This window comes from Salmonella sp. 2018103, assembly GCF_026247685.1.
GTDB lineage: Bacteria > Pseudomonadota > Gammaproteobacteria > Enterobacterales > Enterobacteriaceae > Salmonella > Salmonella enterica.
This window is the reverse complement of sequence record NZ_CP111029.1, coordinates 664,320-685,417: the sequence shown is the minus strand read 5'-3', so window position 1 is coordinate 685,417 and position 21,098 is coordinate 664,320. Positions and strand designations below refer to the sequence as shown.

The 21,098-nt window shown below is 52.2% G+C and carries 22 protein-coding genes, 1 pseudogene and 1 riboswitch; of the genes and pseudogenes, 13 read left to right on the top strand and 10 right to left on the bottom strand.

Features of this window, described 5'->3' with window-relative positions; genetic code table 11:
• Positions 1–29: 29 nt before the first annotated feature.
• Complete coding sequence (locus OLG56_RS03290) at positions 30–611, top strand: NAD(P)H-dependent oxidoreductase (RefSeq protein WP_000065416.1); 582 nt, start codon at positions 30–32, stop codon at positions 609–611.
• A 31-nt stretch (positions 612–642) separates the two neighbouring features.
• Positions 643–957 carry a putative quinol monooxygenase gene (locus tag OLG56_RS03285; RefSeq protein ID WP_000958587.1) on the top strand — a complete coding sequence of 105 codons (315 nt, stop codon included), beginning with the start codon at positions 643–645 and terminating at the stop codon, positions 955–957.
• Positions 958–1,081: 124 nt separating this feature from the next.
• Here the strand turns inward: OLG56_RS03285 and parE are convergent, their stop codons facing one another.
• Genes parE through nudF form a run of 5 tightly spaced genes read right to left on the bottom strand, consistent with a single transcriptional unit; the run spans position 1,082 to position 5,486 of the window.
• Positions 1,082–2,974 (bottom strand): DNA topoisomerase IV subunit B, encoded by a 1,893-nt coding sequence (gene parE / locus OLG56_RS03280; protein WP_000195315.1) that lies wholly within the window; start codon positions 2,972–2,974, stop codon positions 1,082–1,084.
• 27 nt (positions 2,975–3,001) lie between these two features.
• Positions 3,002–3,583, bottom strand: coding sequence for an esterase YqiA (gene yqiA / locus OLG56_RS03275; protein WP_000105725.1), 582 nt, complete (start codon positions 3,581–3,583; stop codon positions 3,002–3,004).
• Positions 3,583–4,410, bottom strand: coding sequence for a 3',5'-cyclic-AMP phosphodiesterase (gene cpdA, locus OLG56_RS03270; protein WP_000444735.1), 828 nt, complete (start codon positions 4,408–4,410; stop codon positions 3,583–3,585). The genes yqiA and cpdA overlap by 1 nt, the downstream gene beginning before the upstream one ends.
• Before the next feature lie 24 nt (positions 4,411–4,434).
• The gene (locus OLG56_RS03265; protein WP_000833404.1) at positions 4,435–4,857 is read right to left on the bottom strand and encodes a DUF1249 family protein; all 423 of its coding nucleotides are present in this window, start codon (positions 4,855–4,857) and stop codon (positions 4,435–4,437) included.
• Complete coding sequence (gene nudF, locus OLG56_RS03260) at positions 4,854–5,486, bottom strand: ADP-ribose diphosphatase (protein WP_001231950.1); 633 nt, start codon at positions 5,484–5,486, stop codon at positions 4,854–4,856. The genes OLG56_RS03265 and nudF overlap by 4 nt, the downstream gene beginning before the upstream one ends.
• A gap of 200 nt (positions 5,487–5,686) precedes the next feature.
• On the opposite strand from nudF, the gene tolC reads away from it, so the two are divergent.
• The 3 genes from tolC (at position 5,687) to OLG56_RS03245 (ending at position 9,215) form a co-directional block, all read left to right on the top strand.
• The gene (gene tolC, locus OLG56_RS03255) at positions 5,687–7,162 is read left to right on the top strand and encodes an outer membrane channel protein TolC (RefSeq protein WP_015899378.1); all 1,476 of its coding nucleotides are present in this window, start codon (positions 5,687–5,689) and stop codon (positions 7,160–7,162) included.
• 212 nt (positions 7,163–7,374) lie between these two features.
• Positions 7,375–8,046 carry a DUF1190 family protein gene (locus tag OLG56_RS03250; RefSeq protein ID WP_061377614.1) on the top strand — a complete coding sequence of 224 codons (672 nt, stop codon included), beginning with the start codon at positions 7,375–7,377 and terminating at the stop codon, positions 8,044–8,046.
• A 5-nt stretch (positions 8,047–8,051) separates the two neighbouring features.
• Positions 8,052–9,215, top strand: a complete 1,164-nt coding sequence (locus OLG56_RS03245; protein WP_061377615.1) for a glutathionylspermidine synthase family protein — start codon at positions 8,052–8,054, stop codon at positions 9,213–9,215.
• A gap of 61 nt (positions 9,216–9,276) precedes the next feature.
• Here the strand turns inward: OLG56_RS03245 and ygiD are convergent.
• A pseudogene (gene ygiD, locus OLG56_RS03240) lies at positions 9,277–10,064 on the bottom strand (4,5-DOPA-extradiol-dioxygenase).
• 140 nt (positions 10,065–10,204) lie between these two features.
• On the opposite strand from ygiD, the gene zupT reads away from it, so the two are divergent.
• Positions 10,205–10,978 carry a zinc transporter ZupT gene (zupT, locus tag OLG56_RS03235; protein WP_000115874.1) on the top strand — a complete coding sequence of 258 codons (774 nt, stop codon included), beginning with the start codon at positions 10,205–10,207 and terminating at the stop codon, positions 10,976–10,978.
• 66 nt (positions 10,979–11,044) lie between these two features.
• On the opposite strand, the gene OLG56_RS22165 is transcribed toward zupT, so the two are convergent.
• The gene (locus OLG56_RS22165) at positions 11,045–11,221 is read right to left on the bottom strand and encodes a hypothetical protein (protein ID WP_000469257.1); all 177 of its coding nucleotides are present in this window, start codon (positions 11,219–11,221) and stop codon (positions 11,045–11,047) included.
• A 399-nt stretch (positions 11,222–11,620) separates the two neighbouring features.
• Here OLG56_RS22165 and assT point away from each other — a divergent pair, with 399 nt between their 5' ends.
• From assT to dsbI, 3 genes are read left to right on the top strand one after another with little or no spacing between them, the layout of a single operon-like run.
• The gene (gene assT, locus OLG56_RS03230) at positions 11,621–13,417 is read left to right on the top strand and encodes an arylsulfate sulfotransferase AssT (protein WP_000460265.1); all 1,797 of its coding nucleotides are present in this window, start codon (positions 11,621–11,623) and stop codon (positions 13,415–13,417) included.
• Positions 13,418–13,436: 19 nt separating this feature from the next.
• Entirely contained in the window at positions 13,437–14,108 is a 672-nt protein-coding gene (locus OLG56_RS03225) for a thiol:disulfide interchange protein DsbA/DsbL (RefSeq protein ID WP_000096230.1), read from the top strand.
• 14 nt (positions 14,109–14,122) lie between these two features.
• A complete protein-coding gene (gene dsbI, locus OLG56_RS03220; RefSeq protein WP_000345576.1) occupies positions 14,123–14,800 on the top strand; it encodes a protein-disulfide oxidoreductase DsbI in 678 nt (225 codons plus the stop codon).
• Between the two features lie 170 nt (positions 14,801–14,970).
• Here dsbI and ribB read toward each other — a convergent pair whose 3' ends face one another.
• Positions 14,971–15,624 carry a 3,4-dihydroxy-2-butanone-4-phosphate synthase gene (gene ribB / locus OLG56_RS03215; RefSeq protein WP_001076978.1) on the bottom strand — a complete coding sequence of 218 codons (654 nt, stop codon included), beginning with the start codon at positions 15,622–15,624 and terminating at the stop codon, positions 14,971–14,973.
• 105 nt (positions 15,625–15,729) lie between these two features.
• Positions 15,730–15,928: riboswitch (FMN riboswitch) on the bottom strand.
• A gap of 132 nt (positions 15,929–16,060) precedes the next feature.
• On the opposite strand from ribB, the gene ubiK reads away from it, so the two are divergent.
• Positions 16,061–16,357: a ubiquinone biosynthesis accessory factor UbiK gene (gene ubiK / locus OLG56_RS03210; RefSeq protein WP_000566824.1), complete on the top strand. Its 297-nt coding sequence runs from the start codon at positions 16,061–16,063 to the stop codon at positions 16,355–16,357.
• Between the two features lie 73 nt (positions 16,358–16,430).
• Here ubiK and glgS read toward each other — a convergent pair whose 3' ends face one another.
• On the bottom strand, positions 16,431–16,640 hold the full coding sequence (gene glgS / locus OLG56_RS03205; RefSeq protein ID WP_061377616.1) for a cell surface composition regulator GlgS: 210 nt from the start codon (positions 16,638–16,640) through the stop codon (positions 16,431–16,433).
• 257 nt (positions 16,641–16,897) lie between these two features.
• On the opposite strand from glgS, the gene OLG56_RS03200 reads away from it, so the two are divergent.
• The 3 genes from OLG56_RS03200 (at position 16,898) to OLG56_RS03190 (ending at position 19,482) form a co-directional block, all read left to right on the top strand.
• On the top strand, positions 16,898–17,518 hold the full coding sequence (locus tag OLG56_RS03200; RefSeq protein WP_061377617.1) for an OB-fold-containig protein: 621 nt from the start codon (positions 16,898–16,900) through the stop codon (positions 17,516–17,518).
• Between the two features lie 18 nt (positions 17,519–17,536).
• Positions 17,537–19,216, top strand: a complete 1,680-nt coding sequence (locus OLG56_RS03195; protein WP_000342876.1) for a flotillin family protein — start codon at positions 17,537–17,539, stop codon at positions 19,214–19,216.
• Positions 19,217–19,422: 206 nt separating this feature from the next.
• On the top strand, positions 19,423–19,482 hold the full coding sequence (locus OLG56_RS03190; RefSeq protein ID WP_001804776.1) for a type I toxin-antitoxin system Ibs family toxin: 60 nt from the start codon (positions 19,423–19,425) through the stop codon (positions 19,480–19,482).
• Between the two features lie 159 nt (positions 19,483–19,641).
• Here the strand turns inward: OLG56_RS03190 and hldE are convergent, their stop codons facing one another.
• Positions 19,642–21,075: a bifunctional D-glycero-beta-D-manno-heptose-7-phosphate kinase/D-glycero-beta-D-manno-heptose 1-phosphate adenylyltransferase HldE gene (gene hldE / locus OLG56_RS03185; protein ID WP_000867682.1), complete on the bottom strand. Its 1,434-nt coding sequence runs from the start codon at positions 21,073–21,075 to the stop codon at positions 19,642–19,644.
• Positions 21,076–21,098: the final 23 nt, after the last annotated feature.

The following is a 21,098-nucleotide window of genomic DNA, read 5'->3' as shown; positions in this document are numbered from 1 at the left end:
GCAGCAAACGCATTTCTTGAGGACACAAAATGAGTAACATCCTGATTATCAACGGGGCGAAAAAATTCGCGCACTCCAACGGCCAGTTGAATGACACCCTGACCGAAGTTGCCGATGGGCTTCTGCGCGATCTGGGTCATCAGGTTAAGATCGTCCGCGCCGACAGCGACTATGACATTAAAGAAGAGGTGCAGAATTTCGTCTGGGCTGACGTGGTGATTTGGCAGATGCCAGGCTGGTGGATGGGCGCGCCATGGACAGTAAAAAAATATATGGATGATGTCTTTACCGAAGGTCACGGCACGCTCTATGCCAGCGATGGCCGCACGCGTTCCGATGCCGCTAAAAAGTACGGTTCCGGCGGTCTGGTGCAGGGGAAAAAATATATGCTGTCACTGACGTGGAACGCGCCGATGGAAGCATTTACCGAAAAAGATCAGTTTTTCCACGGCGTAGGCGTAGATGGCGTCTATCTGCCATTCCATAAAGCCAACCAGTTCCTGGGCATGGACGCGCTGCCAACGTTTATTGCCAACGACGTGATTAAAATGCCGGATGTTCCGCGCTATACCGCAGAATATCGCAAGCATCTGAGCGAAATTTTTGCTTAACTGGTCATCCTGGAATTAGAAGGAGTTAACCATGCTTACCGTCATTGCCGAAATTCGCACGCGTCCGGGCCAACATCACCGTCAGGCCGTCCTCGACCAGTTTGCGAAAATTATTCCAACCGTTCTTAAAGAAGAGGGGTGCCACGGTTACGCGCCGATGGTGGATCATGCCGCGGGCGTGAGTTTTCAGACTCTGGCGCCTGACTCGATCGTGATGATTGAACAGTGGGAAAGCGTTGCGCACCTTGAGGCACATCTGCAAACCCCGCATATGAAAGCCTACAGCGACGCGGTAAAAGACGATGTGCTGGAAATGAATATTCGTATTCTGGAATCCGGCGTTTAAGTTATTACCCTCGTCTGACGTCGCCCTGATGCGATGCGCAAGTGTCGCCATCAGGCTGCGGCGTCATGTCGGATTCGCTTATCCGGCCTGCGGCATGCAGACCGGATAAAGCGTGCAACAACCGTTACACGTCGAGATCCGCGAGATCGCCTTTTTCCTGTAGCCAGTTGCGTCGATCTTCAGAACGTTTCTTCGCCAGCAGCATATCCATCATCGCGTTAGTACGCTGATCGTCTTCATCGCTAATGGTGAGCTGCACCAGGCGGCGAGTATTTGGATCAAGCGTGGTTTCGCGTAACTGCATCGGGTTCATTTCACCCAAGCCTTTGAAACGCTGTACGTTCGGCTTGCCTTTCTTACGCTTCAGTTGTTCCAGTACGCCCGCCTTCTCTTCTTCCGTCAGCGCGTAATAGACCTCTTTACCCAAATCGATACGGTATAGCGGCGGCAGCGCGACGTAGACATGACCATTCTTCACCAGCGCGCGGAAATGTCTGACAAACAGCGCGCAAAGCAGCGTAGCGATATGCAAACCATCGGAGTCCGCATCCGCCAGGATACAGATCTTGCCGTAGCGCAGCTGACTCAGATCGTCGCTGTCCGGATCGATACCGATCGCCACGGAAATATCATGCACCTCTTGCGAGGCCAGCACTTCATCGGAAGAGACTTCCCAGGTGTTAAGGATCTTACCTTTGAGCGGCATGATCGCCTGATATTCGCGATCGCGCGCCTGCTTGGCGGAACCGCCCGCCGAATCCCCTTCCACAAGGAACAGCTCGGTCCGATTAAGATCCTGCGCGGTACAGTCCGCCAGTTTCCCCGGCAACGCCGGACCGCTGGTGAGCTTTTTGCGTACCACTTTTTTTGCGGCGCGCAGTCGCCGCTGCGCGCTGGCAATCGCCATCTCTGCCAGTTGTTCCGCCGCCTGCACGTTCTGGTTCAGCCACAGGCTGAAGGCATCTTTCACCACGCCGGAAACAAATGCCGCACATTGACGCGACGACAGACGCTCTTTGGTCTGCCCGGCAAATTGCGGGTCCTGCATTTTCACGGAGAGCACATAAGCGCAGCGATCCCAGATATCTTCCGCCGACAGTTTGACGCCGCGCGGCAGAATATTGCGGTATTCGCAAAATTCGCGCATCGCGTCGAGCAGGCCCTGGCGCAGACCGTTGACGTGCGTCCCCCCCTGCATGGTCGGGATCAGGTTGACGTAGCTTTCCGTCAGTAATTCGCCGCCTTCCGGCAGCCACAATAGCGCCCAGTCAACAGCTTCCGTTTCACCGTTAAAATTACCGATAAACGGCTTTTCCGGCAGCGTCAGCAGGCCGTTTACCGCTTCGCCCAGATAGTCGTTCAGGCCATCCTGGTAGCACCAGCGCTGCTCGCTGTTATTCACTTCATCTTTAAAAGTGATTTCCACGCCGGGACACAGCACCGCTTTTGCTTTCAGAACGTGCATTAAGCGAGAGACAGAAAAACGCGGGCTGTCGAAGAAACTTTCGTCCGGCCAGAAATGGACGCTGGTGCCAGTATTACGTTTACCGCAGGTGCCGACAACCTGCAAATCCTGCACTTTTTCGCCGTTTTCAAACGCGATGTTATAGACCTGACCGTCGCGGCGCACGGTCACTTCCACGCGCTTTGACAGGGCATTCACGACCGAAATCCCCACCCCATGCAGACCACCAGAGAACTGATAGTTCTTATTGGAGAATTTACCGCCGGCATGAAGTCGACAAAGGATCAGTTCTACCGCCGGAACCCCCTCTTCCGGATGGATATCCACCGGCATCCCGCGTCCGTCGTCAATCACTTCCAGCGATTGATCGGCATGTAAAATGACATCCACGCGTTTGGCGTGACCTGCCAGTGCTTCATCCACACTATTATCAATTACTTCCTGACCCAAATGGTTGGGGCGGGTCGTATCGGTGTACATCCCCGGGCGGCGGCGTACCGGCTCAAGCCCAGTGAGTACCTCAATGGCATCAGCGTTATAAGTTTGCGTCATGGTTTAATTAGCAATTCGAATTGGTTGTCAGCAACTGTGCAGTCCAAGAAAATCGACAATCTGGTTGAAATAATCTTCGAAGCCCGTGAATGCGTGATTACCTCCCTCGGTCACTGTCTGACGGCAGGAGGCGTAATATGCCACCGCCTGGCGGTAATCCAGCACTTCATCGCCCGTCTGTTGCAGTAGCCAGATCAGGTCCGGCGCTTCCAGCGGGTCAATCTGCATGACTTTAAGATCATAAATATGGCGAGACTCTAGCACATATTGCTGCCCGGTGTAGGGGTTCTCGTTCTGACCGAGATAGTCGGTCAGTAATTCAAAGGGCCGCACGGCGGGATTCACCACCACAGCCGGCAGCATAAAACATTGCGACAGCCAGGTGGCGTAATAACCACCCAGCGACGATCCTACCAGCCCTAGTGGCGCACCGCCATGCTCAAGCACGAGAGATTCCAGCAACTCCGCCGCATCGGCAGGATACGGCGGTAGTTGAGGGACGATCATCTCAACATGCGGATGACGCTCCGCCAGCCAGTTTTTTAGCTGGCACGCTTTTGCCGAGCGAGGGGAACTGTTGAATCCGTGCAAATAGAGAAGCGTAGACATCAGTATCCTTCCGAAGCGGTATCGGGTCGGAACCGGGTATCCTGCAGGCGATGCACTTCCGTCTCCAGGACGCCGTTCGCCCGGAGCTCCAGCGTACGCCAGCCCGGCGCGATAGTATCCAGCGTAAAGTTCGCGCAGTGTGGTTTGAACTGTACGCAGGTTGACGGCGACGCCAACAGACGGCGACCGTTCCAGTCAAGATCCAGCTCCTGGTGAATATGTCCGCATAACAGATATTTTACACGCGGGAAATTCGCCAGCACGCTATCCAGCTCACCGGCATTACGCAAGCTGTGCTGATCCAACCAACTGCACCCTGCCGGCAACGGATGGTGGTGCAAAAGGAGCAATGTCTGTCTCTCTGGCGCATCGGCGAGCTTACGCTCAAGCCATTCCAGTTGGAACTCGCTCAGTTCGCCATGCGGGACGCCAAACACCTGGCTATCCAGCAACAAAATCTGCCATTGTTCACCGATTAACACGCGTTTAGCCGGGGAAATCCCCGCCTCTTGCAGCGCGCTGTACATTGCCGGCTGAAAATCATGATTGCCCGGTAGCCAAACGCAAGGCGCGCGAAAGCTTGCGATACCCTCAGCAAAATGCTGATAAGCCGCAGCGGATTGATCCTGCGCCAGATCGCCGGTGGCCACGATCAGATCATATTCATACTGTTGCGCCCGAATAGCCTCCAGCACGGCCTGGTAACTTTCCCAGGTATTGACGCCTAACAGCGTTTCATGCTTTTCGGCAAACAGGTGAGTATCTGTAATTTGTAAAATCCTGACTCGGGCCTCACCAGCCAGAGGTAGGGTTAACAGGCTTTCCAAATGGTGTCCTTAGGTTTCACGACGCTAATAAACCGGAATCGCCATCGCTCCATGTGCTAAACAGAATCGTAGCCAGTCGGCCAGAAACTGATTAATTTGATGCTTTTCGTCGCGTTGATGCAACTTTTTATTTGGATAATCATACCGCGCTTTGAAGCGAAAGATCTGCTGGCTTGAACACACTTCAGCCACCATCGCATCATGGTAGAGGCGCACCGTCAGCGACGGCAGGCTCCAGTAGGTGATGGCTGGCGCCGTTTGCTCGATCGTTACAAGCGTAGTGTATCGGGTCGATTCCACAATCGTTAACCGATATTGTACGTTGCCCACCTGATAGCTCACCGTTTCACCGGGGGCGTCATTGCGCGGCAGCAGGCGGCGCAATTGCGAAAAATTGGTTTCGCACAAACGCATCATTTCTGGGAAGTCAGGTGTATAACGCTTCATTTTTTCCACTCGTTTTTTAACTCTTGATGATGCAACTGAAGCCATTGCAAAGCGATGACTGCGGCTGCGTTGTCGATTTTCCCCTCTTCTACCCACTGGTATGCCTGTTCCCGGCTTACCACATGAACCCGAATATCTTCGTTTTCATCCGCCAGACCATGAATACCTGCCGCGGTCGTGGCGTCCACTTCACCCACCAGAATAGATGAGCGCTCGCTGGTTCCTCCTGGACTCGCCAGGTAACTGATGACCGGTCGGGTGCGGCCTACGGTCAGCCCCGCTTCTTCCATCGCCTCTCGCCGGGCGACCGCCTCAATGGTTTCGCCTTCTTCTATCATGCCGGCGACCATCTCCAGCAGCCACGGCGTAACGCTTGTGTCATACGCGGCAATACGAATCTGTTCGACCAGCACCACCTCGTCGCGTTCAGGGTCAAAGGGTAGCAAGACGGCGGCGTGCCCGCGCTCAAAAATTTCGCGCTTTACCTCGCCACTCATTTCTCCGTTGAATAAACGATGGCGGAATCGATACACATCCAATGAAAAAAAACCGCGATAGCGCGTTTCCCGTGCAATAATTTCTACATCGCTTTTGGTGAAAGTAACTGGCAAGTTGTCTGATTTACGCATTGTGCTGCCCTGCTAGGAATAATGATTAAATGATGAATTTCAAGGGTGGTTGACTGCTGTTTTATCACCCTTGTGGTAAATTGGTGCCAATTAAGGCTCGTATGGCACGTAACGCCAACTTTTTGCAGTGGCGGATTCTGCTAGAATCAGCAATTATTTTTACAAATTGATCAGCGCTAAATACTGCTTCACAACAAGGAATGCAAATGAAGAAATTGCTCCCCATCCTTATCGGCCTGAGCCTGTCGGGGTTCAGCACACTAAGCCAGGCAGAGAACCTGATGCAAGTTTATCAGCAAGCACGCCTGAGCAACCCGGAATTGCGTAAATCCGCTGCCGATCGCGATGCTGCATTCGAAAAAATTAACGAAGCGCGTAGTCCTTTACTGCCGCAACTGGGTTTAGGTGCCGACTACACCTACAGCAACGGTTATCGCGATGCGAACGGTATCAACTCCAATGAAACCAGCGCTTCCCTGCAATTAACGCAGACGCTATTTGATATGTCGAAATGGCGTGGGCTCACCCTGCAAGAAAAAGCAGCAGGCATTCAGGATGTCACCTATCAGACCGATCAGCAGACGCTGATCCTCAATACCGCGAACGCGTATTTTAAGGTATTGAACGCTATTGATGTGCTTTCCTATACCCAGGCGCAAAAAGAGGCTATCTACCGTCAGTTAGATCAAACGACGCAACGTTTTAACGTGGGTCTGGTCGCCATTACCGACGTGCAAAACGCCCGTGCGCAATATGATACCGTACTGGCGAATGAAGTGACCGCCCGCAACAACCTGGATAACGCGGTAGAAGAGCTGCGCCAGGTGACCGGCAATTATTACCCGGAGCTGGCGTCGCTTAACGTCGAGCATTTTAAAACCGACAAACCCAAAGCTGTTAATGCGCTGCTGAAGGAAGCGGAAAACCGTAACCTGTCGCTGTTGCAGGCGCGTTTAAGTCAGGATCTGGCGCGCGAGCAAATCCGTCAGGCGCAGGATGGCCATCTGCCGACGCTGAATTTAACGGCCTCAACCGGCATTTCTGATACCTCTTATAGCGGTTCTAAAACCAACTCCGCCCAGTACGACGATAGCAACATGGGGCAGAATAAAATCGGCCTGAACTTCTCCCTGCCGCTGTATCAAGGCGGGATGGTTAACTCGCAGGTAAAACAGGCGCAGTATAACTTCGTCGGCGCAAGCGAACAGCTGGAAAGCGCGCACCGTAGCGTGGTGCAGACCGTACGTTCTTCCTTTAACAATATTAACGCCTCCATCAGCAGCATCAACGCGTATAAACAGGCAGTCGTTTCCGCGCAAAGTTCTTTGGATGCAATGGAAGCCGGTTACTCGGTCGGTACACGTACCATTGTTGACGTACTGGATGCCACCACCACTCTGTATGATGCCAAGCAGCAACTGGCCAACGCGCGTTATACCTATTTGATTAATCAGTTAAATATCAAATATGCGCTCGGTACGCTGAACGAGCAGGATCTGCTCGCGCTTAACAGTACGTTGGGTAAACCTATCCCGACGTCGCCGGAAAGCGTAGCGCCGGAAACGCCAGATCAGGATGCTGCCGCAGACGGTTATAATGCCCATAGCGCCGCGCCGGCAGTACAGCCGACCGCCGCTCGCGCCAACAGCAATAACGGCAATCCATTCCGGCATTGATAAGTTATTCGCTGGCGCTGCGCTTATCAGACCTGTGCCCTTGTAGGTCTGGTAAGCGCGGCGCTACCTGTCATAAAGCCGCGCCTGAACGTAAGACAACGTAAAGATCCTGCTATTCCGCCGCATTCTCGCCTTTTCTCGCTTCAATTTCGACCAGTCATCCTCTATTCTGAACGCATGTTGTATTTACCACTGGGTCCTGGAAGACAAATATGAAACGGACAAAATCCATCCATCACGCATCATTTCGCAAAAGCTGGAGCGCGCGGCATTTAACGCCGGTCGCCCTGGCGGTTACGGCTGTTTTTATGCTGGCTGGCTGTGAAAAAAGCGATGAAACCGTATCGCTGTATCAAAACGCTGATGACTGTTCAGCGGCGAATCCGGGCAAAAGCGCGGAGTGTACAACCGCGTATAGCAATGCGCTGAAAGAGGCCGAACGTACTGCGCCTAAGTACGCTACACGCGAAGATTGCGTCGCTGAGTTTGGCGAAGGTCAGTGCCAGCAAGCGCCCGCACAGGCTGGCATGGCGACGGAAAATCAGGCGCAGGCCCAACAATCCAGCGGCAGTTTCTGGATGCCACTTATGGCAGGTTACATGATGGGGCGTCTGATGGGCGGCGGCGCAGGCTTTGCGCAACAGCCGCTGTTTAGCTCGAAAAACCCGGCCAGCCCTGCATACGGCAAATATACCGATGCGGCAGGTAAAAACTACGGCGCGGCGCAACCGGGCCGGACAATGACCGTACCGAAAACCGCGATGGCGCCGAAACCTGCCACCACAACAACCGTTACCCGCGGCGGTTTTGGCGAATCCGTCGCCAAACAGAGCACCATGCAGCGTAGCGCTGCCGGTACTTCAACACGTTCGATGGGCGGCTGATACGCATGGAAAGAGTCAGTATTACCGAGCGCCCGGACTGGCGCGATAAAGCGACTGAATACGGGTTTAATTTTCACACTATGTATGGTGAACCGTACTGGTGTGAAGACGCTTATTACAAGTTAACGCTCGCCCAGGTGGAAAAACTGGAAGACGTTACCGCCGAGCTGCACCAGATGTGCCTCAAGGTAGTAGAACGCGTCATCGCCAGCGATGAGCTGATGACGAAGTTTCGTATTCCAAAACATACCTGGGGTTTTGTTCGCCAGTCCTGGCAAACGCAACAACCGTCGCTCTATTCCCGCCTCGATCTGGCCTGGGACGGCATCGGCGAGCCTAAGCTGCTCGAAAATAATGCCGACACGCCAACGTCGCTGTATGAAGCGGCGTTTTTTCAGTGGATTTGGCTGGAAGATCAGATCAACGCGGGCAATCTGCCGGAAGGCAGCGATCAGTTTAATAGCCTGCAGGAAAAGCTGATTGAACGCTTTGCTGAACTTCGCGAGCAGTACGGTTTTCAGTTGCTGCATCTCACCTGCTGTCGCGATACGGTTGAGGATCGCGGCACCATTCAGTATTTACAGGATTGCGCGGCCGAAGCGGAAATCGCCACCGAATTTCTCTATATCGACGATATTGGTCTGGGGGAAAAAGGCCAATTTACGGATCTGCAGGATCAGGTCATTGCGAACCTGTTCAAGCTCTATCCGTGGGAATTTATGCTGCGCGAGATGTTTTCCACCAAGCTGGCAGATGCCGGCGTGCGCTGGCTGGAACCGGCCTGGAAAAGCATTATCTCCAATAAAGCGTTATTGCCGCTGTTGTGGGAGATGTTCCCGGACCATCCGAATCTGTTGCCTGCGTATTTCGCCGAAGACGAACATCCGCCAATGGATAAATATGTCGTGAAACCGATCTTCTCCCGCGAAGGGGCGAACGTATCGATTATTGAGAACGGTAAAACGATCGAATCCGTGGAAGGCCCGTATGGCGAAGAGGGTATGATCGTGCAACAGTTCTATCCGCTGCCAAAATTCGGCGACAGTTACACCCTGATTGGTAGCTGGCTGATTAACGATCAGCCCGCCGGAATTGGTATCCGTGAAGATCGGGCGCTGATCACCCAGGATCTCTCCCGTTTCTATCCGCATATTTTTGTCGAAGGATAGATTTTCCTGTAAGCCCGATGCGCGTAGCGCCATCGGGCAACCATTCAGCGCCTTATCCGGCCTACCCCACCTGCACCGACAACATACTTATACTGCCCATCTCAATACCGTCGACCGGGATGGTGATAGGTTCCTTGCCGTCCCAGGCGCCAAGTACATACAGCAAAGGTAAAAAGTGCTCCGGCGTCGGGTTCGATAAGGCCCCCCCTTCATGTTGCAGATAATTCACCAGCGGGTGCTGTTCCACCGGCCCCTGCCACGTCAGATTGGCTTTCACAAAGTCATTAAATGACGCCGCCCAGGGATACGGTATATTGTCACCGTGCCAACGCACAGTCCGCAGGTTATGAACCACATTCCCGCTGGCCACCAGCATCACGCCTTCGTCACGCAGCGTCGCCAGCTTACGACCCACCTCAAAATGCCATGCCGCCGGTTTGGTACTATCAACACTAAGCTGCACCATCGGGATATCCGCATTCGGGTACATCTTGATCAATACGCCCCAGGAGCCATGATCAAATCCCCACGCCTCTTTATCGAGCGCGACGGGAACGGGAGCCAACAGTTCAACCAAACGCTGCGCCAGCGCAGGCGATCCAGGGGCCGGATAATGCGTGTCATACAGCGCCTGCGGAAAACCGCCAAAATCATGGAGAGTTTGCGGCCTTTCCATCGCTGTGACGCCCGTCCCGCGGGTATACCAGTGCGCCGACACCACCACTATCGCCTGTGGTCGAGGCAGGGCTTCCCCCAATCGCCGCCAGGCGCGGTATAATCGTTATCGTCCAGCACGTTCATCGGGCTGCCATGCCCCAAAAACAATGCTGGCATACACGTTAAAGACATGATGTTATCCTTACAGGAAAGACATTTTGTTAACATCACCATACGCTTTCTTCACAGAGGAAGAACTCAGATAACTATGATGAAGATCATCAGTTATTTTGAAGGTCAGGTTCGGACGGCAAATTGATAAGGAGTAATGGATGTCAGTACCACTTATTCTGACCTTACTGGCGGGCGCCGCCACCTTTATTGGCGCGTTTCTTGGCGTTCTCGGCCAAAAACCGTCTAATCGCGTGCTGGCTTTTTCGCTGGGCTTCGCCGCAGGGATCATGCTGCTCATCTCACTGATGGAGATGCTGCCCGCCGCGCTTGATACCGAGGGAATGTCGCCCGTACTGGGCTACGGGATGTTTATTATCGGCCTGTTGGGCTACTTCGGGCTGGACCGCCTGCTTCCTCACGCTCATCCGCAGGATCTGGTACAAAAAAGGCAGCAGCCGCTTCCCGGCTCGATAAAACGCACTGCGATTTTATTGACGCTCGGCATTAGCCTGCATAACTTTCCGGAAGGGATCGCCACCTTTGTCACTGCCAGCAGCAATCTTGAACTGGGTTTCGGCATCGCACTGGCGGTGGCGTTGCACAATATTCCTGAAGGTCTGGCGGTTGCCGGTCCGGTTTATGCCGCGACGGGCTCAAAACGTACCGCGATTTTTTGGGCCGGTATCTCCGGCATGGCGGAAATTCTTGGCGGCGTGCTGGCGTGGCTGATTTTGGGCAGTCTGGTTTCGCCAATCGTTATGGCGGCTATCATGGCGGCAGTCGCCGGTATTATGGTGGCGCTCTCCGTCGATGAACTGATGCCGCTGGCAAAAGAGATCGATCCTAACAATAACCCCAGCTATGGCGTGCTTTGCGGTATGTCCATCATGGGGCTCAGTCTCGTCATTTTGCAGACGATAGGTATCGGTTAAGAGAAACCTCGCGCCGGATGCAGGCCTTTAGCCAGGCAACATCCGGCTGCCCGTCAAGGATATGCGCTATTTCTGCTCATTCATCACGCTGTCGCCTTCGTTCGTCTGGCGAAAACGTTTCGTTCGCGCTTCAAGTAATGCATCTCTGTCTTGCCGAAACGCTCTGCAATAACGCTTCATATGGCAAATATACCCTACTACCACCAGAACGATTAATATTATCCAATACCAGGCAATAAACATCCTTTTTACCCTTAAAATTTAACATCACTAAACATTTAACGTTAAAATTTTACATACCCTTATTTTGACGTATTCATATACTGGCATATTTGTGGAACAAATAAATGATTTTGATCATATAAATCAGTGGTGAAACACAATAATGAAAGAGGTATTAAGCAGAAAACAATGTCGATAAGATCACACTTCGTACTAATTTATATTGTTCTTAAAATATCACACTTCTACTATCGACTCACTCAGGCAATTAAAAAATATTGATACAAAATATACTTTAAAATAAGTAATAGCATCATGACTTATATTTAAAGACCAATCATTTACCTCATTTATCATTAATAAAAACATAGTATATACAGAAGTATTATATTTAGAAGTTGTATATAAGGAGATATATCCATGTTTGACCAATACCGGAAAACAATACTTGCCGGTGCCGTCGCACTGACATGCGGACTCACCGCAGCCAGTACGTTTGCCGCAGGTTTTCAACCGGCGCAGCCCGCAGGAAAATTAGGCGCAGTCGTTGTCGATCCTTACGGTAATGCCCCTCTCACCGCACTGGTGGAATTAGATAGCCATGTTATTTCAGACGTTAAAGTTACTGTACATGGCAAAGGGGAAAAAGGCGTTCCCGTTACTTATACCGTTGGGAAAGAGTCTTTAGAAACCTATGACGGTATTCCTATTTTTGGCCTTTATCAGAAATTTGCCAACAACGTCACAGTAGAATATAAAGAAAACGGCAAAGCCATGAAGGATGACTATGTGGTGCAGACGTCCGCCATCGTCAACCATTATATGGATAACCGTTCTATTTCAGATCTCCAGCAAACGAAAGTTATTAAAGTCGCGCCAGGATTTGAAGATCGCCTTTATCTGGTAAATACCCATACCTTTACGCCGCAGGGCGCTGAATTTCACTGGCACGGCGAAAAAGATAAAAATGCGGGCATTCTTGATGCCGGTCCGGCGGGCGGGGCTTTGCCTTTCGATATCGCCCCTTATACGTTTGTGGTCGACACTCAGGGTGAATATCGCTGGTGGCTGGATCAAGATACCTTCTACGACGGCCACGATATGAATATCAACAAACGCGGCTACCTGATGGGTATTCGTGAAACGCCTCGCGGCACCTTTACCGCGGTGCAGGGCCAGCACTGGTACGAGTTTGACATGATGGGGCAAATTCTTGCCGATCATAAACTGCCGCGCGGGTTCCTGGATGCGTCTCATGAATCCATCGAAACCGTGAACGGCACCGTACTGCTGCGCGTCGGCAAACGCGATTACCGCAAAGAAGACGGCATACATGTTCATACGATTCGTGACCAAATCATTGAGGTCGATAAGTCTGGCCGCGTAGTAGACGTTTGGGATTTAACCAAAATCCTCGACCCTATGCGTGATGCGCTGCTCGGCGCGCTGGATGCGGGCGCAGTATGCGTGAACGTCGATCTGGCCCATGCCGGGCAGCAGGCGAAACTCGAACCGGATACGCCGTATGGCGATGCGCTTGGCGTTGGTGCCGGTCGTAACTGGGCGCACGTCAACTCTATCGCTTATGACGCGAAAGACGACTCCATCATCCTTTCTTCCCGCCATCAGGGTATTGTAAAAATTGGTCGCGATAAGCAGGTGAAATGGATACTGGCACCGTCTAAAGGCTGGAATAAGCAGCTAGCCAGTAAATTGCTGAAGCCGGTAGACGATCATGGTAAGCCGTTGACCTGTGACGAAAACGGCAAGTGTAAGGACACCGATTTCGATTTCACCTATACCCAACATACGGCATGGCTTTCCAGCAAAGGCACGTTAACGGTCTTTGATAACGGCGATGGTCGCGGCCTGGAGCAACCGGCTCTACCGACCATGAAATATTCCCGTTTTGTCGAATATAAGATCGATGAGAAGAAAGGCACCGTACAACAAGTTTGGGAATACGGTAAAGAACGTGGATATGATTTCTATAGTCCTATTACCTCGGTTGTTGAATATCAAAAAGACCGCGACACCATGTTCGGCTTTGGCGGTTCTATTAACCTGTTCGACGTTGGTAAACCCACAGTCGGCAAACTGAATGAGATTGACTATAAAACGAAAGAAGTGAAAGTTGAAATTGATGTGCTGTCGGATAAACCCAACCAGACTCACTATCGTGCATTACTGGTTCATCCAACGCAAATGTTTAAATAAATCACGGGAAGGAATTAATATGTCATCTAAATGGATTACCTCTTTATTTAAAAGCGTAGTATTAACCGCGGCATTGGTCACTCCTTTTGCGGCATCGGCTTTTACCGAGGGCACAGATTATATGGTTCTGGAGAAACCGATTCCTAATGCGGATAAAACGCTGATTAAGGTATTTAGCTACGCCTGCCCTTTCTGCTACAAATATGACAAAGCCGTAACAGGTCCGGTTTCTGATAAAGTAGCCGATCTCGTTACGTTCACCCCGTTCCACCTGGAAACAAAAGGCGAATATGGCAAACAGGCCAGCGAAGTATTTGCAGTCCTGATCGCCAAAGATAAAGCTGCCGGGATTTCGTTATTTGATGCTAAATCACAATTCAAAAAAGCGAAGTTCGCCTGGTACGCGGCTTACCATGATAAGAAAGAGCGCTGGTCAGATGGGAAAGATCCGGCGGCATTTATTAAAACCGGGCTGGACGCCGCAGGCATGAGCCAGGCTGATTTTGAAGCGGCGCTGAAAGATCCTGCCGTTCAGGAGACTCTGGAAAAATGGAAAGCCGCCTATGACGTTGCCAAAATTCAGGGTGTTCCGGCTTACGTCGTCAACGGCAAGTACCTTATCTATACCAAAAACATCAAATCCATCGATTCTATGGCTGAACTCGTTCGGGAACTGGCCACTAAAAAATAAGCAGGGAAACGATTATGGATTTTATTAAGGGATTATGGCGAGACCTACGCGCAAGACCAGTAGATACGCTGGTGAGATGGCAGGAACAGCGCTTTCTGTGGCTGTTAATGGCCATCGCGATGGGAGGGTTAATTATCCTGGCGCACTCGTTCTTCCAAATCTACCTCTACATGGCGCCGTGCGAACAGTGTGTTTACATTCGTTACGCGATGTTTGTGATGGTAATTGGCGGGGTGATTGCGGCGATAAATCCCAAAAATATCGTGCTGAAGCTGATTGGCTGCATCGCGGCGTTTTATGGCAGCATTATGGGCATTAAGTTTTCTATTAAGCTTAATGGTATCCATCATGCGGTACATAATGCGGACCCCGATTCACTTTTTGGCGTGCAAGGATGTTCGACTGACCCGACCTTTCCTTTCAACTTACCGTTGGCGGAATGGGCGCCGGAGTGGTTTAAACCTACCGGAGACTGCGGTTATGACGCGCCTATCGTCCCTGATGGCGTAACGCTCAGTAGCGTACAGCAGTGGTTTGTCGATCTCTACCAGCAGTCTGAAGGCTGGTATCTGCTTCCGCCCTGGCACTTTATGAACATGGCGCAGGCATGTATGTTGGCCTTTGGGTTGTGCCTGATTCTGCTGCTGGTGATGAGCGGCGCCTGGGCATTGAAACTGGCCAGAGGCAAATAACCTGAATAGATAAACCAAAGCAGAGGTCTGCATTCAGGCCTCTGCTTTTCTCACAATAATTTTACCATTCAGCTTATTCGTCGTTCTTTGAAACTGAACAGTATGGCACCGAAAGAATACAAAAAAGCCGATGACATCTCATCGGCTTTTTTCAACCATGATCCGTTCGATCAGCTGGCTTTGCGCTCATGTGCCTGGCGGTAAGCCACCAGATCTTCAATCGTGACCACCGCCATATTATGCTGGCCTGCAAACGCGATACACTCCGGCGCGCGCGCCATCGTCCCATCGTCGTTAGTCAACTCGCACAGTACACCTGCAGGTTTAAAACCGGCCAGCGTCATCAGATCGATGGTCGCCTCCGTATGACCGCCGCGCGTCAGCACGCCGCCCGCCTGAGCGCGCAGTGGGAAAACGTGCCCCGGACGGTTAAGATCGGACGGTTTTGCGCCATCCTTAATTGCCGCACGCACCGTAGTGACACGGTCAGCGGCGGAAACGCCGGTGGTCACGCCTTCTGCGGCTTCAATGGTCACGGTAAAACCGGTGCCGTAGGCGCTGGTGTTGTTTTCCACCATCATTGGCAAGTCGAGCTGCTTACGACGGTCTTCAGTAATGCACAGGCAAACAATACCGCTACCGTGACGAATGGTTAACGCCATCTGTTCTACGGTCATCGTCTCTGCGGGGAAAATCATATCGCCTTCGTTTTCACGATCTTCATCATCAAGCACCATCACACCGCGTCCTTCACGCAGCGCATCCAGTGCAAGTTCAACACGTTCAAAAGGCGTACCAAAAGAGGAAAGTAGCGTCTGATTCATGGTAAAAAAACCTCATTAACATTATGGTTACCAGAATCAGGGCAGTCTTAGGAGTGCCGACAAGCGGCAAAAAAATAACGTGAGCGGGTCCATGCCCGACTGGATCGTTACCCTCTCCCATCCGGACTTTAACCGTCGGCCCCGGAATTACACCGGATCTGCTGACCTTTTCGCTATGGCAAAAAGCGCTCGCGGGCTTTCAACCTGCTCTCCGCGTTCCGTCACGGCGCGCCGTGATGAGAAATGCGTTAAACATCGCTGATTTACCGCCGGTGGGGAATTTCGCCCCGCCCTGAGAATAAGCGGGTTAACTATAACGCTATTGATTACCTTCATCAACGCCTTTACTCCGTATGACGTCACACAATTCTGGTTTATGGCGTCCACATATCGCACTACAATAAGAGCTAACACTTACCAGTTCAGGGAAACCACAATGATTGACCCGAAAAAAATTGAGCAAATCGCACGCCAGGTTCATGAGTCAATGCCGAAAGGTATTCGCGAGTTCGGGGAAGATATCGAGAAAAAAATCCGTCAAACGCTGCAATCTCAGCTGACGCGTCTCGATCTGGTGAGCCGCGAAGAGTTTGATGTCCAGACTCAGGTCTTGCTGCGCACCCGGGAAAAACTGGCGCTGCTGGAGCAACGCCTCAGCGAACTGGAAGCTCGTGACAAGCCTGAAGAAGTAAAACCTGCGCCCGCCATCCCGCCAGTCGATCCACAAGAGTAAAAACGTGAACGGGCCTGACGGCCCGCTCATATAAGATCTGAATAATGCCCTGCACCTGTAAAGGGAGCCTGCATTAGTGTTCTAATTCTAACCTTTTCGCCTGAGTCGCCTGCTGGCAGTAAAGCGCGTAACGCTTGCAAAACCAGTCGCGGTGCTCCTCGCCCATATTGCCGGTTACCGCCTGGATATCAACAGGACGCCCCTCCGCCTGCATTCTGGCAAAACTGCGCGCCAGAAAATCGAAATTATTTAATGAATAGACGTTATTGTTGTTCATCAGCATACCCTCCAGTTATTGAATTCTGTTAAGGCTATATGCTTTTTCTGATTTCAGTATTTCCCTATATGTACGGCGGTTTTATACATAACGTGCGCAAATTTAATGCGCAAAATCACAATATTCACCAAAGATAGCGACGGATAAATCGCTTTTCGGACTTAAGGAGATATGGGTCACATGATATTGTAACGCAATGAAATAACAAGCATGAAAATTATCACGCGAACACCTTTCTGAAGGCGGCAACAAGGATAGAAAATATGACCTTATTTGCGGAGTATAACAGCCCCTATCTGTTTGCCATCGCGTTCGTTTTCTTTATCGGCGTGCTGGAGATGATTTCTCTGATTTTTGGCCACTTTCTTTCAGGCACGCTCGACGCCCAACTCGATCATTATGACGCCCTGTCATCTGGCCCTACGGGCCAGGCGCTTCATTATCTGAATATTGGACGCGTTCCCGCCCTGGTCGTCCTCTGTCTATTGGCCGGTTATTTCGGCCTCTTCGGTATCCTCATCCAGCATGGCGGGATCATGCTCTGGCAAGCGCCGCTCAGCAATCTGCTGCTGGTCCCGTTGAGCATTGTCCTGTCGGTCTTTGCCGTGCATTACAGCGGAAAAATCCTCGCGCCCTGGCTACCCAGAGATGAAAGCTCCGCCCTCAGGGAAGAGGAATTTATCGGCGGCATGGCGATTATTACCGGCCACGCCGCCGTCGCCGGTACACCTTGCGAAGGAAAATTTACCGATAAGTTCGGCCAGATTCACTATTTACTGCTGGAACCCGAAAAGGGAAAAGAATTTAAAAAAGGAGACAAGGTGCTGATTGTCTGCCGACTTTCCGCAACGCGTTATTTGGCTGAGCGTACCTTCTATGTTTAATTGAGAGGAACTTACATAATGGATGATGTTTTTGGCATATTGCCATCATGGATGTTTACCGCCATCGTTGCGGTTATCGTCTTACTAATTATCGGGATCATTTTTGCTCGCCTTTATCGCCGCGCATCTGCGGAACAGGCGTTTGTCCGTACCGGGCTTGGCGGGCAAAAAGTGGTGATGAGCGGCGGCGCTATTGTGATGCCAATCTTTCACGAAATTATTCCGATCAATATGAATACCCTAAAACTTGAAGTCAGCCGTGCTACCGTCGACAGCCTGATCACCAAAGATCGTATGCGCGTTGACGTGGTCGTCGCTTTCTTCGTGCGTGTAAAGCCCTCTGTTGAAGGTATTGCCACCGCCGCACAAACCCTTGGCCAGCGAACGCTGTCGCCGGAAGATCTTCGTATGCTGGTTGAGGATAAATTCGTTGACGCCCTACGCGCTACCGCAGCCCAGATGACGATGCATGAGCTACAGGACACGCGCGAAAACTTCGTTCAGGGCGTACAAAACACCGTTGCGGAAGATTTGTCGAAAAACGGCCTGGAACTGGAAAGCGTCTCATTAACCAACTTTAACCAAACGTCCAAAGAGCATTTCAATCCAAACAATGCCTTTGATGCCGAAGGTCTGACGAAACTGACGCAGGAAACCGAACGCCGCCGTCGTGAACGTAATGAAGTGGAACAGGATGTGGAAGTAGCGGTGCGCGAAAAGAACCGCGACGCGCTTGAACGCAAGCTGGAAATCGAGCAGCAAGAAGCCTTTATGACTCTGGAGCAGGAGCAACAGGTTAAAACCCGCACCGCCGAACAAAACGCCAAAATTGCCGCTTTTGAGGCCGAGCGCCATCGTGAAGCAGAACAGACGCGCATACTTGCTGAGCGGCAGATCCAGGAGACGGAGATCGAACGTGAGCAAGCAGTACGGTCCAGGAAAGTTGAGGCCGAGCGTGAAGTACGTATTAAAGAGATCGAACAGCAACAGGTGACAGAAATCGCCAACCAGACGAAATCTATCGCCATTGCCGCCAAATCCGAGCAGCAATCGCAAGCGGAAGCGCGCGCCAACGACGCGCTGGCCGATGCGGTTCGCGCCCAGCAAAACGTAGAAACTACCCGCCAGACCGCCGAAGCGGATCGCGCCAAGCAGGTCGCTCTGATCGCCGCGGCGCAGGATGCGGAAACCAAAGCGGTCGAACTGACCGTTCGGGCAAAAGCAGAGAAAGAAGCGGCAGAATTGCAAGCCGCCGCCATCATCGAACTGGCGGAAGCAACGCGTAAAAAAGGTCTGGCGGAAGCCGAAGCGCAGCGGGCGCTGAATGACGCTATCAACGTACTATCTGACGAACAAACCAGCCTCAAATTTAAACTAGCGCTCTTACAATCGTTGCCTGCTGTTATTGAGAAGTCTGTTGAACCGATGAAATCCATCGACGGCATTAAGATTATTCAGGTCGATGGCCTCAATCGCGGCGCGATGGCGGGCGACGTCGCCGCTGGCGGCGCTAACGGGGGAAACCTGGCGGAACAAGCGTTATCTGCCGCGCTCACCTATCGTACCCAGGCGCCGCTGATCGATTCGCTGTTAAACGAGATTGGCATCGCTGGCGGCTCGCTAAAGGCGCTGACCACGCCGTTGGTTTCATCGGCAACGGATGAGATTAATCGCGAAGCAACGGTAAAAGAGCAATAATCCCCGCCATATCTCCTGTCCCTGGTCATAAGACCGGGGATTTTTTTATCTTTTTTCCACCTTGTCTGTACAAAGCGTTATGACCAGCAGGCCATTTTGCGTGGGCGATCCAGTAACGCAAAATCGGCGGGAGAAAGCCCTTGCGTCAGACAGGCCACTCACCAACAATCGCGATGTCAGCAAGGGGCTTTAATAAGGAAAGGGTTATGATGCACCAGGTCATCATACTGATTGTTCTGTTACTGATAAGTTTCGCAGCTTACTAACAGCCAATCAGAGGGGGGAGAGATCCCCTCTCACCCTTATTCCTTTAATTTAGGTCGAAAAAAAAGCAGCGTCAACCGCGAGATACGCGTCGAAACAAAATGTCCGACGCGCCTTCAAAATCAGCGCCCGCAGCGTCTGTAACGCCTGATGACGCGGTTTTACTTTTCGCTCTCGGTCTGGATCTTTTTGATGATATTGGTCGTGGAACAACCATCTTCGAAGTTCAGCACCATGACTTCGCCGCCGTTGGCCCAGACCTCTTCGCTGCCCGCGATCTCTTCCGGCTTATAGTCGCCGCCTTTTACCAGCAGATCCGGCAGAATACCGGCAATCAGTCGTTGCGGCGTATCCTCTTCAAAAGAGACAACCCAGTCGACCGACTCCAGCGCGCCCAGCACGATCATACGCTGTTCGAGCGGATTAACCGGACGGCTTTCGCCTTTCAGACGTTTAGTCGAGGCGTCACTGTTGACCGCAACAATCAGGCGGTCGCCCAGTTTGCGCGCGTTCGCCAGATAAGAGACGTGGCCCGCGTGCAGAATATCGAAAACGCCGTTGGTCATGACCACTTTCTCGCCACGCTTACGCGCGCTGGCGACGGCCTGTCTCAACTCCTCTTCGGTCATGACGCCGAAACCGGTATCCGCGCGTCCGCGCACTGCGTTTTCCAGCTCAATAGGGGAAACCGTTGACGTCCCGAGCTTACCTACCACTACGCCCGCTGCCGCATTGGCGAAATAACACGCCTCCTCCAGGGTATTTCCCGCCGCCAGCGTCGCCGCCAGCACGCCGATCACCGTATCGCCCGCACCGGTAACATCATAAACTTCCTGCGCCTGCGTCGGCATATGTAGCGGCGCTTTATTCGGTTGCAGCAGCGTCATTCCCTGTTCGGAACGCGTGACCAACAGCGCGGAAAGGTCGTAATCGGCAATGAGCTTCATACCACGTTCAACCAGTTCGTCTTCGCTTTTACATTTCCCCGCGACCGCCTCGAATTCAGAAAGGTTTGGCGTCAGCAGCGTGGCGCCGCGGTAACGTTCAAAATCCGTTCCTTTCGGATCGATGAGCACCGGCACGCCCGCCTGGCGCGCCAGGGAAATCATAGTCTGCACGCTGGTCAGAGCGCCTTTGGCATAATCGGACAATACCAGCGCGCCGATCGATCCCAGCGCCTGGTTGATACGCTCATGCAACGGCTGCGGGTCCACGCCCTCAAAGCCTTCTTCAAAATCAAGACGAATGAGCTGCTGATTACGTGATAGTACGCGCAGTTTGGTAATCGTCGGATGCGTCGGCACAGAAACGAAGTCGCACTTCACATTGACCTCCGCCAACGTTTTGCTCAGCGCGCGCGCGGCGTCATCAATACCCGTCAGGCCGACCAGACGGGCGTTCGCTCCCAGAGACGCAATGTTCATCGCCACGTTCGCCGCGCCGCCCGGACGTTCCTCAACGGTATTTACCTTAACCACGGGCACCGGCGCTTCCGGTGAAATACGGCAAGTGGGGCCATACCAATAGCGATCCAGCATTACATCACCCACAACCATGACGCCTGCACGTTCAAACGCTGGCAGATTTACTTTCATTCCTGTCTCCTGAGAGATTCAAA